Consider the following 14,101-nt stretch of genomic DNA (forward strand, 5'->3'; position numbering starts at 1 on the left):
TCAATGGCCTCCGTGCGGATTGGCTGCGGGTTTGGACGCGCTCGTTTCCGTGTCGGCGCGGGGCGCAGCCGGAACGGCCGGCGCCTGCGTACCGGGTTGAGCCGTACTACCGCCATGGGCATGTCCCAAGCCGCCGACCGCCGCCTTGAGGTTGCTCTCGGCGTCGATCAGGAAGTTGGCCGAGACGACCACCTGTTCGCCTTCGCCCAGACCGGATTGCACCGCAATCAGCCCCTTGCCGCGCTGGCCGAGCTTCACTTCGCGCGCTTCGAAGCGGCCTTCACCCAAGCTCACCAGCACAATCTGGCGCTGGCCAGAATCGATCACGGCGGTATCAGGCACGACGAGCGCCTTGCCGCTGCTGCGCCCGGCCAGTTCGGCCTGAGCGTAGAGGCCCGGTTTCAGCTTGTTGCCGGGGTTGGCGAGCACCACGCGCACCTTGGCGGTCCGCGTTTCGGTGTTGAGCGTCGGGTAGACGAAATCGACCTTGCCGGAGAAGGTTTCGCCCGGCCAGGCGTCGAGCGTGACTTTCACTGTGCCGCCTTTCTGCGCTGCGGCCAGATCCTGCTCGGCGATGTCGAGCAGCAGCCAGACGCGCGAGAGATCGGCGATCTTGAACAGGGCCTCGCCCGGCATGAAACGCTTGCCGAGTCCTGCCATCTTTTCCAGGATCACCCCGCCCACCGGCGCTCGGTAGGCTACGGTGCGGCGCGGCTCCCCGCCTTTTTGCAGGCGGGCGATCTCGTCGGCCGGGACTTCCCATTGCTTCAGGCGCGCAAGGCTGCTTTCGGTCAGCCGTGCCATGCCTTGGCGTGCATCGCTGCCGGCCCCCGCGAGGCTGCTGGCGCCCTGGACCGCCAACCGGTATTCCTGCTGGGCGGCGTAGATGTCGGGGCTGTAGGCTTCGAACAGCACTTGGCCGCGTGCTACACCATCGCCCACGGCACTGGCGGGAAGGCGCTCGATCCAGCCCTCGAAGCGCGGCGAAACGGAGACCACGCTCCGTTCATCGACCTCGATCTTGCCTACGGTGCGTACGTTGCGGCCGGTTTCCTGCATTGCGACTGCCACGGTCTTCACGCCCAGACGCTGGATTTTTTCCGGCGTGATGCGCACGAAATTCGGGCCGGCGACTTCGCTCTCGTAGACCGGGATGTAGTCCATACCCATGCTGTCTTTCTTGGGCTCGGGCGAGGTATCGGGCAGGCCCATCGGGTTGCGGTAAAACACGATTTTGCCTTTGCCGGCCTCCGCGCTGCCGGTTTCTTCGCCCTCGTAAACCGGAATGTAGTCCATGCCCATGCTGTCCTTCTTGGGCACGGGCGAGGTATCGGGCAGCCCCATCGGGTTACGGTAGTAGAGGATTTTCTTGGCGCCGGCAGGAGCGCTGGCTGTCGCGGCGCCATGTTTGCCGGCCTGTTGCTGGCCCAGCCAGTAGCCGCCAGCGCTGAGCGCGACGGCAACGGCGGCGGACAAGGCGATCCGAGTTGGCTGGTTCATGTTATTGGTCCCCCATCATTTTTTGCAGGCCGCTCGCGGCGGTAAAGGTGTCGACTTCGGCCATCAGGCGCATCTGGCGCAGGCGGCGGATCTGTTGCTGGGCTTCGAGCAGCATGGAAAATTCGCTGCGCCCCGCCGCGTAGCCGGCCAGCGCCGATTGCAGCGTGAGCTCGGCTTGCGGCAGCAGGGTCTTGTCGAGGAGTTCAAGCTGGCGTTGTGCCGTGCCGGCCATCGCATTCATTTGCTGGACGTCGCGCTCGATCATGCGCAGGCGGTTTTGCTCGTCGGCTTGCGCTTTCATCAGCATGGCCAGCGCTTCGCTCTGCTCGGCGTTCTTGGCGCCTTGCTGCAACGGAATCTGGAATTCCAGCATCAGGCCGTAGTTGGTCAGCTTGTTGCCCATCTGCTTGCCCGAAACACCGACATTGAGACCGGGGCGGCTGTTGAGCCGCGCCAGATCAAGCCTGGCGCGGGCCGCCTCGATTTCCTTGCGCACGGCGGCGAGCTCCGGATTGCGCGCCCTGGCTTCGTCGAGCCAGGTCGAGGCATCCTTGCCCGGAACCGGCGCAGGCAGTTGCTGCGGCGCGCCCTTGAGTTCGGACGGGGCCACGTTGAGCCAGGCGGCCAGCGCGGCGCGGGATTGTTCCACGCTGTTTTGCAGGCCCAGCGCCTCGTTGGCCAGCATCGAGAGCTCCATTTGCAGGCGCAGCGCTTCCGACTGCATGGCCTTGCCGACGGCGTAGCGCTGGCTGGCCGACATCTCCATCTGCCGCAACAGCGCGGCCTGCTCGCGGTTGATGCGCAGGCTGGCCAATGCCCGATACCACTGGGCATACGCTTGCCGGATCTCGGCGCGCAACTGGGCGCGGGTGCTGACGACGGTGTTGCCGGCTGCGTCCGCGCTCGCTTGTGCCGCCTGCGCCTTGAGATCGCGCTTGCCCCACAGCGGCAACGGCTGCGTCAGCGTGTATTGCATCGCGCCGACTTCATTGGGCGCAAGCGTGGGCCGGTTCTTGTCGATGTCCATCCATTCGACCTTGAACATCGGGTCTTCCAGCGCGCCTGCCATGGTGACCTGCTGCTGGCGCGCCTGCGCCTCGAAGCGCATGGCGTTGACCATCGGGCTGTTGTTCTCGGCCCAGTTCAGGAGTTCGGGCAGGCTGCTGCCGAAACCGGAGGGAACGGGTTCGGTTGCCTGGGCCGATACGGCGAGCAGCAGCGACAGCGCAACAGCCCGTGCTTTGCGGAAATTTTTCATGATTGCCTCGCAATGCCTGGAAGGCGTGCCCGAGGCACGCCTATTCCAAGCTAGTCGATTTCAGCGTGTCAGGCTCAGTGAACGTGTGTCGTGTCGTGCTGTGTACCGGCTTCCTTGGCCGGCTCGGCCTTGGATGGGGCAGTCTTGCACGATGCGGAGCAGGCTTTGCAGGGCATGTCATGCGTACCGCCCTGCATGTGCTTCATGTCGTGCTTTATTGCATGCGGCATGCTGGCTGCCTGGGCGTGTTTGGCTTGATGCGTCTTGCACGGCGAATCGTGTGCTTCGGCTGCGAGGGCGGAATGGGAGGTGGCGCCGATCAATGCGGCGAACGAAAGGGCGAACAGCTTGTTCATGATGTGTTCCTTCAAAAAATTGATTCGATGGACGAGGCGCACTTGCGCATGGCGCAGGCGCATCGGTTCACCAGCGGCGCTGGTGGAACAGGCGAATCAAAGGCTTGAAGGAGGTCGCGATGGCGTTTCCAGCGCGATGCTGGAGAAGGAGACGGAAGAGGGGAGGTGGTACGTGAAACCGGGCAGGGAAGGCAGGGCAATGCTCGGTCTGACCAGCGGTACCAAGCAATGCATCAGGCAGTTGCCGGTATCGCAGCTCTTGGTCACCCCTGCCGATTTTTCCCCCGCGTCCGTTGCGGAAACGTCTTGCACGTCATGGCAATGGTGAGAGGACGCGGATTGCATCTCATGCGCTTCGTGCCCCTGCATCTGCACAGGTGCCGACGCGCTCACCCAAGCCGGGTAGAGCGCCAGCAGGCACAACAGAAGGGGGAGAAGTCGCTTGAGAATCATTCTTGTATGCTACACCGCTCGTTTTGAAAATGCCACCGTGGGGCTCTTCTTGCGCGCCTTAGAACCTGTTCACGCTCTTGCTGCGAAGCCGTGATCGGGGCTCATGCGCTGCTCAAAATCCTCATGTACTACTTGTACACTCCGGTTTTTGCGCTGCTCTTCACCTCGCTGACGGCCTCTCGCGACAGAGCGTAAACAGGTTCTTACTCCGGTGCCGGTGAATTTCCGGTTTTCTTGGCACGCTTGTCCTCATACATCAAATGATCTGCAGTCGTGATGAATTCGTCCACGTTAGATGGTTTTACCGTTTTGTATTCGCAGAGTCCGTAACTAATACCCAAAAGATAAGGCTTGTCGCCGTTACGGTTGATCTGATGAATCAAGCTCTCTATCCGGTTCATGACGTTGCGAGCAGCGGCTTCGTCGCAGTCCGGCAAGATAATCAGAAATTCATCGCCACCCAAGCGGGCTGCAGTGTCGTGGGCGCGGATGATTTCGCGAATGGCACGGGAGGCGGTTTTGATCATCCAGTCGCCCTCGGAGTGTCCATAGGTATCGTTGACGCGTTTTAGATCGTTGATGTCGACAAAACAGATGGTCAAAGGGCGCTGGCTGCGTTTGCTACGTTCAAATTCCATGCCAAGAATGTCGATGCCGGTTCGACGGTTGGCTAATCCGGTCATGTCGTCGGTGGTGGCGCGGTAGCGCAGGATGTCCTCGGCCTCTTTTAGATGCGTGATGTCGGTGAGCCCTACCACAATCGTGTTCTGCTTGTTGAACAGCAGCTCGTGCGCAGACAACAGAACAATGTAGAACTTGCCATTCTGTGTCTTGATGCCAACTTCATAATTCTGAACAGATGGTTTTTTCTTGAGCAAGGTAGTCAGTTCCTTGATGCGATCTGCGTCTGCATCAAGGAAAGCATCAAGGTGTGACCCGCCAGTTTCTTTGTCTTGCAGGCCTAGCATGTCGCGGGCGTGAACATTCAGTTGAATCAGCCCCAGATCATCGCCGCGCACTTGCAGCATCGCTGTGGGGGCGGTTTCAAACAGTCGACGCAAATTTTCTTCACTGTCGCGCAGGAGGAGCATGTCTTCACGAATCTTGCGTTCGGCAGGCATGAAAATAAACCGCGCTTCCAGCGCCAGAACCAGCAAGGTGAAAAGCAGTATCCCGATTTCAACGTGCTTGATCACATTGATGCGATCTTTGGCTTCCTGGTCGTACAGAAAAACGATTTCGTCCATGCCTTTTAGAAACGTTTTTTCGTTATCGCGAATTTGCGCAATTTCTTCCGGAAAGGCTGTCTTGTCTACTTGCTTGGCGATTTGGGTTGCGGCGCTCAGGATGGCCTGGTGGTTCGCCTCAATGCTTGCGAACAAAGCCTTGATCTTGGAGCTGTTATTTCCGGGCAGACCGAGTGCAGCATCGCCAAACTGCAACCCCTTGTGCGAGGATGCCCAGAGTTTGATCGAGAGTTGCAACTCATCTCGGTAATGCTGGCGAATGGTTTCGTTTTCTGCGGTATTGATTCCGAGCGCACACTTGTTGATGCGCTGGCTCAACATACGCTGACGCCCCGCGATGTTGACGACGCGCGAATCGTCCTCCCCCTTCATTACCGTAATCTGAATGATGAGCTGACTAATGATCGCGAGGGCCGCAATCAGGCTGAGAGCCAGGATGTAACGACGCTTCAGCGTGACATCAAAATTTTTGACCATGTATATCCCCGCTCCTCTGGGGCGTCATTTTCAGTAGGTCGTTCACAAAGTATAAGCTCGATGCAAGCAAATATCCTCCGTCTTGGCCAAGAGTACAGGAGGGGGCGTTTCGTCTCGCCAAGTATCCGCGCCTTGTTGCGCTTCTCTGTGCCTTCCAGGGGGGGCGTGCTGCATGCTGCACTGGACAAGAAAAATGCCGTTCACCAGGCTGAAGTGAACGGCATTGCAATGGGGGCTGCGCTTAGTAACCGGCTTCGACCAGCATCTCCCGCGTCAGCAGGAATACGAAACCGTCGCCCGATTCCGTATCGAGCCAGACGAACGGCAGCTCCGGGTAGCAGGCTTCGAGTACGTCGCGGTTGTGGCCGATTTCCACGACCAGCACGCCGTGCGGGTTGAGGAAGGTGGTGGCCTTTTCGAGGATCACGCGCGTCGCGTCCAGCCCGTCTTCGCCACTACCGAGCGATTCCGGCGGTTCGTGCAGGTATTCCTGCGGCAGCGCCTCGACCGACGGGGCATCGACGTATGGCGGGTTGGAGATGATAAGGTCGTATTTTTCGCCTTCGATTGCGGCAAACAGGTCGGATTTCAGCAGGCGAATGCGTTCTTCGAGCTGGTAGTCGGCGACATTCTTTTCCGCTACGGCGAGCGCATCGGGCGAGATGTCGATGGCGTCGATTTCGGCATCCGGGAAGCAATGCGCGGCGAGGATCGCCAGACAGCCCGAGCCGGTGCACATGTCGAGCGCGCGGTGCACGAGCTCCGGGTATTCCACGTAGGGGGTGAGTCCGTCATTGAGCATGATTTCGGCGATGAACGAACGCGGCACGATCACGCGCTCGTCCACATAGAAACGGAAATCGCCGAGCCAGGCTTCGTGCGTCAGGTAGGCGGCGGGTTTGCGGCTTTGTACGCGTTCGCGGATCAGGGCGAGCGCCGCGTCGATTTCCTGCGGCAGCAGGCGCGCGTCGAGCCAGGGCTCCAGGTCGTGGATCGGCAGATGCAGTGCGTGCAGGATCAGGTAGGCGGCTTCATCCTTGGCGGTGGCGCTGCCGTGGCCGAAGAAAAGCCCGGCTTCGGTGAAACGGCTGACGGCAAAACGTTGCAGGTCGCGGACGGTTTGCAGGTGTTGGGAGGCTTGATCGAACATGGTGAAACCCGTTGCTGACAATCCGGCTAGTTTAGCAGTTCGGCAATTTGTGGTATTGCCTATCGTGGCTTGCGTGTAGAATTCCGCTCTTTCGTCATGCCGCATTCGAAGCGGAAGACTATTTCATACAAGGAGTTGGATCAGGATGAGTTTTGCCGAGTTGGGGCTGGCCCCGGAAGTGCTCAAGGCTGTGGCCGGGCAGGGGTACGAGAATCCTACGCCCATTCAGGCGAAAGCCATTCCCATCGTATTGACCGGGCGCGACGTGCTCGGCGCGGCGCAAACCGGCACCGGCAAGACCGCAGCTTTTACGCTGCCGATCCTGACTCGGTTGGCTCCGATGGCCAATACCAGCGTGTCTCCGGCGCGCCATCCGGTGCGCGCCCTGATCCTGACTCCGACCCGTGAACTCGCCGACCAGGTTTTTTCCAATGTCACGGCCTACAGCCAGCATCTGCCGCTGCGCTCCACCGTGGTGTTCGGCGGCGTGGGCATGGACGATCAGGTCAAGGCGCTGCGCGCCGGTGTCGAAGTGCTGGTCGCCACACCGGGCCGCTTGCTTGATCACGTGCAACAGAAAACCGTGGCGCTGGGGCAAGTCGAAATTCTGGTGCTGGATGAAGCCGACCGCATGCTGGACATGGGCTTCATGCCCGACATCCTGCGCATCATGGCGCTCTTGACCGGGCGCAAGCAGACGCTGTTGTTCTCCGCGACCTTCTCGCCGGAAATCAAGAAACTGGCTGGCGATTTCCTCAAGAATCCGGAAACCATCGAGGTGGCGCGGCAGAATTCCACCAACGAATCGGTGAAGCAGGAACTGCACCCGGTCGAATCCTTCAAGAAAAAGGCGCTGCTGGCGCACCTGATTCGCACTCACGCCATGTCACAGGTGATCGTGTTCTGCCGCACCAAGCAGGGCGCGGACCAACTGGCGCGCGATCTCAAGCGCGAGCGCTTCAACGTGGAAGCCATCCATGGCGACCGCACGCAAATTGCCCGCTTGGAAACGATGGCGGCCTTCAAGGAAGGCAAACTGCCGGTACTGGTGGCAACCGACGTGGCCGCGCGCGGGCTGGATATCTCCGATCTGCCGTACGTGGTGAACTACGATCTGCCACACAATGCGGAAGACTACGTGCACCGCATCGGGCGCACCGGGCGCGCGGGCGCTACGGGTGTGGCGATCTCCTTCGTGACGCCGGAAGACGACAAGTATTTCGACGGTATCAAGAAGCTGATCAAGAAAGACCTGCAGTTGGTTCCGGTGCCCGGCTTCTCTCCGGGTACGCACGATCTGCCGCCGCCGGTTCGCCCAGCCAAGTCGGGCTCGCAGGCCTCGCCAGCCTTGATGGGTGAGATCAAGCTTGAAAGGCCGTTGGCACCGCTGGCCAAACGCCCGCAGCAAATTGCCGCGCTGTTCCTGCCCCCCAAGACTCCACCGCAAGCCTGATTGGTTGCGTAACACCCAAGCCCGCCTATTGGCGGGCTTGATTGTTTTTAGCTATTGAGATTTGACATGGTTCTCGTTGCGAGTCAGCCGGTTGTTTCTGGCCCTTGGTTTTTATCGGTTGGATTCGTGCCGGAATGGCGCAAACGGTGTTCGAGAAAAGCGTTGCGGATTTCCTCGCGTAGTGCGGCATCATCCCAGGGCTTGGTCAGAAAGCGCCAGATTGCGCCGCGATTGACTGCATCGGTCACGCTCTGCAACTCCGTGTAGCCGGAAAGCACGATGCGGATCGTGTCCGGGTAGAGCTCCTTGACCTTGTAGAAGAAGTCCGTGCCGCAGATCTTGGGCATGCGCTGATCGGACATGATGACCTGAACCTCGTGCTTGGCCAATAATTCCAGGGCTTCGTCGGGGTCGGTAGTAGTAAGAATGTGATAGCCATCCCGGTGGAAGAGGCGCCTCAGGGAATTGAGGATGTTTTCTTCGTCGTCCAGCAACAGCAGGGTTTGCTTGTGCTGCTGTTCCGCGCGAACCAGTTCAGTGCCGTTGATCAATAATTGCTCGAATTCTTCTTTCGGTAGCGGGCGGCAGAAATAGAACCCCTGCATTTCATCGCAGCCTTGCCGGCTCAGGAATTCAAGCTGGCCTTCGGTTTCCACGCCTTCGGCCACTACGGTCAAGCGCAGGCCGTGCGCCAGACCGATCACGGCGCGCGCGATGGCGGCGGCATCGGAATCCGTGGTGACGTTCGAGGTAAAGGAATTGTCGATCTTGAGATAGTCGATCGGGTGGTGCTTGAGATAGGCGAGCGAGGAATAGCCGGTGCCAAAATCGTCCACTGCGACCTTGATTCCCGCTTCACGCAGCTCGGACAGAAGTTCGATGGTCTGTTCTGGCGCATCCATCAGCACGGTTTCCGATATTTCCAGCTCCAGCAGGGTCGGGTCGAGCTTCATGGCATCCAGGTACTGTCGACACAGGGCGGGGAGTGAGTTGTGCTCGTTCCGTACACGCATCAGTCGTTGCGAGATATTCACGGCGACTTTCACCACGGGGATCTTGCGATCCTGCCATTCGCGCAGCTGGCGGCAGACCTCGAACAATACCCACTCACTGATGGGCTGGATCAGGCCGGTTTCTTCTGCCAATTCGAGAAATTCGCCTGGCGGGATCAATCGACCATCGTGCTGCCAGCGCAGCAGGGCTTCGGTGGCGCAGATGCACCGCGTTCGCAAGTCTACGCGTGGCTGAAAGTGCAGGATCAATTCGTTGCGTTCCAGCGCATGGCGCAGGGCCACTTCCATATACTGGCGTCGGGCGAAGCCCTTGCTGTCTTCCGTCTCGCAGAACAGGAAATTTCCCCGGCCTTTTTTCTTGGCACGCGCCAATGCCGTTGCGGCACTGGCATACAGTTGGTCTTCGTTGTCCCCGTCTTTCGGGAACAGGGCAATGCCGATTCCTGCGGTGACAAAAGCCTCCTGGCCATCGATTTCCATGGGCCAGGCCAGCGCATCGAGCAGTTTGCAGGCAATGGTCGTGACATCAAGCTTGTCTTCCACTTCCGGCATCAGGATCATGAAATCTCCGCCGCCAATCCGTGCAACGGTATCCGTCTCGCGAGTGCAGTGCGTTAGCCGCTCGGCTGTTTCCTGCAAGATCAGGTCTGTCCTGTTTCGGCCCAGGTTCTGGTTGAACTGGGCGAGCCCATCCAGATTCAGTTCCAGCAGAGCTACCTGATGGCCGGATTGACGCGCCAGAGCCAATGCTTGTTCGAGCTTGGCGGTCAGTAGCGGCAAGCCAGCCAGCCCTGTGAGTGCGTCGTGGGTGATCAGAAAGGCCAAGCGTTTTTCCAGTGCCTTTTGCGGGTGATGTCCACCCAATAACCGACGATTTCAAGCGGGTTGCCTTGCTGGTCGCGGATCAGTCGGCATTCATCGTGCATCAGTCGCCAATCGCCGTTCGCGTGCTGGAAACGGTAATCGTGGCAATACCAGTCGTGTTCGAAAATATCCGGTAATCCGGCAAGCACTTGTTCCTGATCGTCCGGGTGGATGTGTTTTTTCCAGAAATCCCGGTCATGAATGAAATCCGCAGGGGAGTGGCCCAGTATGTCGGTGACATTGGCGCTGACATAGGTGCCGCCATAGGCTTCGTCGATGCGGGATGCATAAATCATGACTGGCCCGCAGTTGATGATCTGTTCCAGCCGGGCTGCGTTGATTTCGCTTGAGCAGGTGCCGGCGGAATCGCTGTCCGGGATGTCGGCAGTTTCGTTGTTCATCTTGTGTGCTCCGTGCAGGTGTTCGCATCTCGGGGAATCAGGTCAGCGCGGCCTCGATGACTGCCATGAATTCTTGATGGTGAAAAGGCTTGGCGATATAACCATCGCAACCGGCTGCGCGTATTTTTTCCTCGTCGCCTTTCATGACGAAGGCGGTCAGTGCAATGATCTTGATGCTGGTGGTGGCGGGGTCGCTTTTCAGCATGCGTGTCAGGGTGAGGCCATCCCGGTCGGGCAACTGGATGTCCATCAGGATTAAATCCGGCTTTTCCTTCTGGGCCAATTGCTGACCGGTTTCGGCTTCCATGGCTTGCAATACCGTGTGCCCATACCGCTCCAGCAGGAAACTGGCCAGCTTCATGTTGGTGATGTTGTCTTCGATGATCAGTATTTTTGCCATGGGGATATGCGCTCAAAAAAAGTTCATTGCATGGTTTCTGGCTTGGCGCTGGCCAGGGCTCGATGAACTTCGTTGATAAAAGTTTCGCGCCGGAATTCGGATTTTTCCATGATCGAAAATACACGCCCTTTCAGTCTGTTCCGGTCTTCGACGGTCAGCAGTTTGGCAGTGACGATAATAATCGGGATACGAGAGGTGGCTGCGCCGGTACGAAGCTCATCGACAACGTCGAAGCCGGACAATTCGGGCATCATCAAGTCGAGCACGATTGCATCCGGTGGCGCAGAGCGAACCTGAGCGATGCATTCAGCGCCGGAAAAGGCCGCGTTTACCCGGTAGCCGTCGTGTTCCAGATTGGCCCCGAGCAGGCTGACGGCTTGGGGGTCGTCGTCCACGACCAGAATGCGGGGCGTCTGACCGGATTGGTATTGCGGGCTGGGGGTGATATTGAGCGAGTGGAGTGCATTGACCAGATCGGTCCGGGAAACCGGTTTTTGCAGAACGCAGCTTGCGCCCATGACCAAACCGCGTGAGCTATCGGCGGCGATGGAGATGATCACGATGGGCACCAGCGAGAGACGGGAATCCTGCTTGATCCTGGATAACAATTCCAGTCCGTCCATTCCTGGCAGGATCAGGTCAAGTGTGATGAGTGCAGGGGTGTTGTCGGCAAGCCAGGCGAGCGCGGTTTCCGCATTCGCAGTGCAGGCGACCTGTAATCCTTCGGCTTCGAGATAGCGCGTCATGAGTTCGGTTGCCTTGGCGTCGTCTTCAATGATGAGCGCCAGCGGGGCTTTGCTCGCTTCGGCAGAAGGCTGTGTACCGGATTCGGCTTGGGCAATGGCCGTTTGGGCGGGAGGAATCTCGGCAACGGCTTGGGGGTGGGGCAGCGCGGCACCCTTGATCCACGGGATATGAATCCAGAAACGTGAACCTTTGCCAGGGGCGCTTTCCAGCCCGACCTGCCCTCCGTGCAGTTCGACCAGACGTTTGACCATCGAAAGGCCGAGCCCGGTACCCTGGTATTTGCGCGACAGGGAACTGTCGATCTGGACGAAGGGCTGGAACAGTTTTCCTTGGTCTGCCGGTGCGATGCCGATTCCGGTGTCGGTTACGGCCAGCTCCAGGATGTCGCCGTCTGCGTGTGACTGGCGGTGGGCGCTGAGTACGATTTCTCCGCCGTCGGGCGTGAACTTGACGGCGTTGGAAAGCAGGTTGTAGATGATCTGTTTCAGCTTTCTGGCATCGGCCGTGACATCCGGTAGCGATGGGTCGCGTTCCATGTGCAACTGCAGGCGATGGACGAGTGCCTTTTCCTTGAACATGGCCATGCTGTTGTCGAGCAGCGTTTCCAGTGCAACTGTTTCCAGGTCCAGCGTCATCTTGCCAGCCTCGATCTTGGACAGGTCGAGAATGTCGTTGATGAGCGAAAGCAGGTGTTCGCCACTGCCATAGATGTCGCTGATGTATTCCTTCTGCTTCGGGCTGAGATCGCCCATCAGTCCGTCGCGCAAGGCTTCGGAAAACCCGATGATGCCGTTCAGCGGGGTACGCAGTTCGTGGCTCATGTTGGCCAGGAACTCGCTCTTCATGCGGCTGGCTTCTTCGAGTTGCAGGTTCTTTTGCGTGATTTCGTCGTTTTTGTCGCGCAGTTGCTCGGAAAGAAGTTGTAGATCGTTGTACTGCTTGATGTTGTTGAGGGCGATGCCGAGTTGCCCGGTCACGCGCCCGATGAAATTGCAATCGTGCTCTGTCAAATGCCGGTTTGCTGCCAGAACCAGTACGCCGAGCCGCTGCTCGCGGTAGATGACCGGGCATGCCAGAACGGTTGTGGGCATCAAGGCGCCCAGTCCCGTTTCAATGCGTAACAGGCTGCCATCCGGATTGGCCAATTGTAAAAGCCGGCCGGTTTGCAGCGCCTCACCCACCAGGCCTTCACCCAGCCTGAAAGTGGCAGGCATGTCGCCAGACAGTCCATATGCCGCTTCGCATGTGAGTTTGCCGTGCCATTCGTCATAAGCATAAAACGCCGTCACCGGGTAAGGGAGTTGTGTCGACAGTTGATCCAATAACCCGCGCAGTGTTTCTTTTCGGTTGATCGTGGAGGCGAACAGGGAGAGCACGTTGCGATGGGTCGCATCGAAATGCTCGGCCTCAGCACGCGTAGTCATTTCCCGGCGGATTGCCCGAAACAGCAATGTCAGCAGAATCACGGCGATGGACAGTGTCAGTAGCAAGGAAATCAGGGTGCGCTGGCGTGAAACTTCCACTGATTTTTCCCGTTCATTGAGCAGGAGTCTTTCTTTTTCTCCCATGCGGTCTATTTGCACGCGGATGGCTTGCATGAGCTGGATGCCTTGACCGGTCGCAATGATTTTTTGAGCAGCGGTGAAGCCCTGTTGCTCATAAATGGCAATGACTCGTTCCAGAAAATCCAGCCGTTGGGTACAGAGCTTTTGCAGTTCTGTCAGGTAATGTGCTTGTTCTGGATCGTCAATCAAGCGAGTCAGCATCTGTTCTTGCTGATTTACTTTCACCCTTAACCGGGCAAAGGTTTCGCGATGGACAGGATTGCCGGTCAGCATGTGGTTGCGCTGGGCTGATTCGGCATCAAATACCCCGGCATAAAGGATGCCCAGCGCAGCACGAATTTCCTGGCTGTGAGCCACCTGACGGGATGCTTTTGCAAATTCCAGGCTGGTGCGATAGGTGATGCCGCTGCCAAGGGTCAACAACAGCATGGCACTGACAAAGCCGACAAGAATTTTGGCCTCGACGGATTTGAGGGGCAGAGGGCGGGATGAAGCAGTTTGGCTGGTCAGCAGCAGGCCAACTCCCAGAAAAATGAACCCGATTGCGGTGTTGACAGCCATGGGAGTGGAAATTTGATCGGTTACCAGCTCGCCGATGTTCCACAGGTAACCCAGCAACGACAGCGCCCCAATCCCGGTAATCAGCAATGCGGCCAGCCGGACAGTCTGGCGCAGGAAAGGCCATGACCATGCCGCCAGCGCCAGGCCGAAAGCAGAGAAGGCGCCCATGGTCCAGGGCGACATGCGGCCGGGATAGGGGGTATAAACTGCAGAGGGCAATTCTTTGAACAGCAGCTCGTCAATGCCCAATTGCCAGCCAAGAAACTGTTCACCTGCCGTAGCCAATCCGATGAGCCCGACAAACAGGGCGAGAGCTTGTCCTGCATATTGCCGGGCAGGCGGGATGGGGTGTTGCAACAGAAACAGGGAAATGCCTGAAAGCAAAAAGGACAGTGCCGTGTTGGCTTTCATTTCGATGGCACCAGGCAGCACGCTCTTGAGAGTGTGGTTGTCCAGCACCCAACCCAAAAGCACCAGCAGTCCCAGTCCGGCAACAAAGAACGCAGCAAAGCGGGGGAAGGCTGCAGGCCCTGAGAGATATGCGGTGCCTGATGGCAATGCACCGTTTGAAGAGTATGCCGTCATGATTAGTCAGCACTCTTTGTGTGAATGTAAATAAATATACAGATTGTTTGTGGTGATTATCAAATAATGAA

Annotated in this window: 11 protein-coding genes; 1 reads left to right on the forward strand and 10 read right to left on the reverse strand. The window is 58.5% G+C overall.

What is annotated here, in order from left to right; all coding sequences use genetic code 11:
- The 6 genes from BMZ36_RS00610 to prmB form a co-directional block, all read right to left on the reverse strand.
- Entirely contained in the window at positions 1 to 1,500 is a 1,500-nt protein-coding gene (locus BMZ36_RS00610; RefSeq protein WP_091189648.1) for an efflux RND transporter periplasmic adaptor subunit, read from the reverse strand.
- A gap of 1 nt (position 1,501) precedes the next feature.
- Positions 1,502 to 2,758: a TolC family protein gene (locus BMZ36_RS00615; protein ID WP_091189651.1), complete on the reverse strand. Its 1,257-nt coding sequence runs from the start codon at positions 2,756 to 2,758 to the stop codon at positions 1,502 to 1,504.
- Positions 2,759 to 2,832: 74 nt separating this feature from the next.
- Positions 2,833 to 3,114: a hypothetical protein gene (locus BMZ36_RS00620; RefSeq protein ID WP_143085932.1), complete on the reverse strand. Its 282-nt coding sequence runs from the start codon at positions 3,112 to 3,114 to the stop codon at positions 2,833 to 2,835.
- 96 nt (positions 3,115 to 3,210) lie between these two features.
- Entirely contained in the window at positions 3,211 to 3,567 is a 357-nt protein-coding gene (locus BMZ36_RS14240; protein WP_143085933.1) for a hypothetical protein, read from the reverse strand.
- A 203-nt stretch (positions 3,568 to 3,770) separates the two neighbouring features.
- Positions 3,771 to 5,291 (reverse strand): diguanylate cyclase domain-containing protein, encoded by a 1,521-nt coding sequence (locus tag BMZ36_RS00630; protein WP_091189658.1) that lies wholly within the window; start codon positions 5,289 to 5,291, stop codon positions 3,771 to 3,773.
- 241 nt (positions 5,292 to 5,532) lie between these two features.
- On the reverse strand, positions 5,533 to 6,441 hold the full coding sequence (gene prmB, locus BMZ36_RS00635) for a 50S ribosomal protein L3 N(5)-glutamine methyltransferase (protein WP_091189660.1): 909 nt from the start codon (positions 6,439 to 6,441) through the stop codon (positions 5,533 to 5,535).
- Positions 6,442 to 6,586: 145 nt separating this feature from the next.
- On the opposite strand from prmB, the gene BMZ36_RS00640 reads away from it, so the two are divergent.
- A complete protein-coding gene (locus BMZ36_RS00640) occupies positions 6,587 to 7,894 on the forward strand; it encodes a DEAD/DEAH box helicase (RefSeq protein WP_091189662.1) in 1,308 nt (435 codons plus the stop codon).
- An 83-nt stretch (positions 7,895 to 7,977) separates the two neighbouring features.
- Here BMZ36_RS00640 and BMZ36_RS00645 read toward each other — a convergent pair whose 3' ends face one another.
- From BMZ36_RS00645 to BMZ36_RS00660, 4 genes are read right to left on the reverse strand one after another with little or no spacing between them, the layout of a single operon-like run.
- The gene (locus BMZ36_RS00645) at positions 7,978 to 9,732 is read right to left on the reverse strand and encodes an EAL domain-containing protein (protein ID WP_177187713.1); all 1,755 of its coding nucleotides are present in this window, start codon (positions 9,730 to 9,732) and stop codon (positions 7,978 to 7,980) included.
- Positions 9,720 to 10,172, reverse strand: a complete 453-nt coding sequence (locus tag BMZ36_RS00650) for a PAS domain-containing protein (RefSeq protein WP_091189666.1) — start codon at positions 10,170 to 10,172, stop codon at positions 9,720 to 9,722. The genes BMZ36_RS00645 and BMZ36_RS00650 overlap by 13 nt, the downstream gene beginning before the upstream one ends.
- 37 nt (positions 10,173 to 10,209) lie before the next feature.
- Positions 10,210 to 10,572: a response regulator gene (locus BMZ36_RS00655; RefSeq protein ID WP_091189668.1), complete on the reverse strand. Its 363-nt coding sequence runs from the start codon at positions 10,570 to 10,572 to the stop codon at positions 10,210 to 10,212.
- Between the two features lie 23 nt (positions 10,573 to 10,595).
- Positions 10,596 to 14,030 carry a response regulator gene (locus BMZ36_RS00660; protein WP_091189670.1) on the reverse strand — a complete coding sequence of 1,145 codons (3,435 nt, stop codon included), beginning with the start codon at positions 14,028 to 14,030 and terminating at the stop codon, positions 10,596 to 10,598.
- Positions 14,031 to 14,101 lie beyond the last annotated feature (71 nt).

The organism is Formivibrio citricus, assembly GCF_900115065.1.
Classification (GTDB): Bacteria; Pseudomonadota; Gammaproteobacteria; order Burkholderiales; family Chitinibacteraceae; genus Formivibrio; species Formivibrio citricus.

Coding starts and splice junctions, on each gene's coding strand:
- BMZ36_RS00610 (WP_091189648.1), bottom strand. CDS start 1,500: ATGAACCAGCCAACTCGGATCGCCTTGTCCGCCGCCGTTGCCGTCGCG.
- BMZ36_RS00615 (WP_091189651.1), bottom strand. CDS start 2,758: ATGAAAAATTTCCGCAAAGCACGGGCTGTTGCGCTGTCGCTGCTGCTC.
- BMZ36_RS00620 (WP_143085932.1), bottom strand. CDS start 3,114: ATGAACAAGCTGTTCGCCCTTTCGTTCGCCGCATTGATCGGCGCCACC.
- BMZ36_RS14240 (WP_143085933.1), bottom strand. CDS start 3,567: ATGATTCTCAAGCGACTTCTCCCCCTTCTGTTGTGCCTGCTGGCGCTC.
- BMZ36_RS00630 (WP_091189658.1), bottom strand. CDS start 5,291: ATGGTCAAAAATTTTGATGTCACGCTGAAGCGTCGTTACATCCTGGCT.
- prmB (WP_091189660.1), bottom strand. CDS start 6,441: ATGTTCGATCAAGCCTCCCAACACCTGCAAACCGTCCGCGACCTGCAA.
- BMZ36_RS00640 (WP_091189662.1), top strand. CDS start 6,587: ATGAGTTTTGCCGAGTTGGGGCTGGCCCCGGAAGTGCTCAAGGCTGTG.
- BMZ36_RS00650 (WP_091189666.1), bottom strand. CDS start 10,172: ATGAACAACGAAACTGCCGACATCCCGGACAGCGATTCCGCCGGCACC.
- BMZ36_RS00655 (WP_091189668.1), bottom strand. CDS start 10,572: ATGGCAAAAATACTGATCATCGAAGACAACATCACCAACATGAAGCTG.
- BMZ36_RS00660 (WP_091189670.1), bottom strand. CDS start 14,030: ATGACGGCATACTCTTCAAACGGTGCATTGCCATCAGGCACCGCATAT.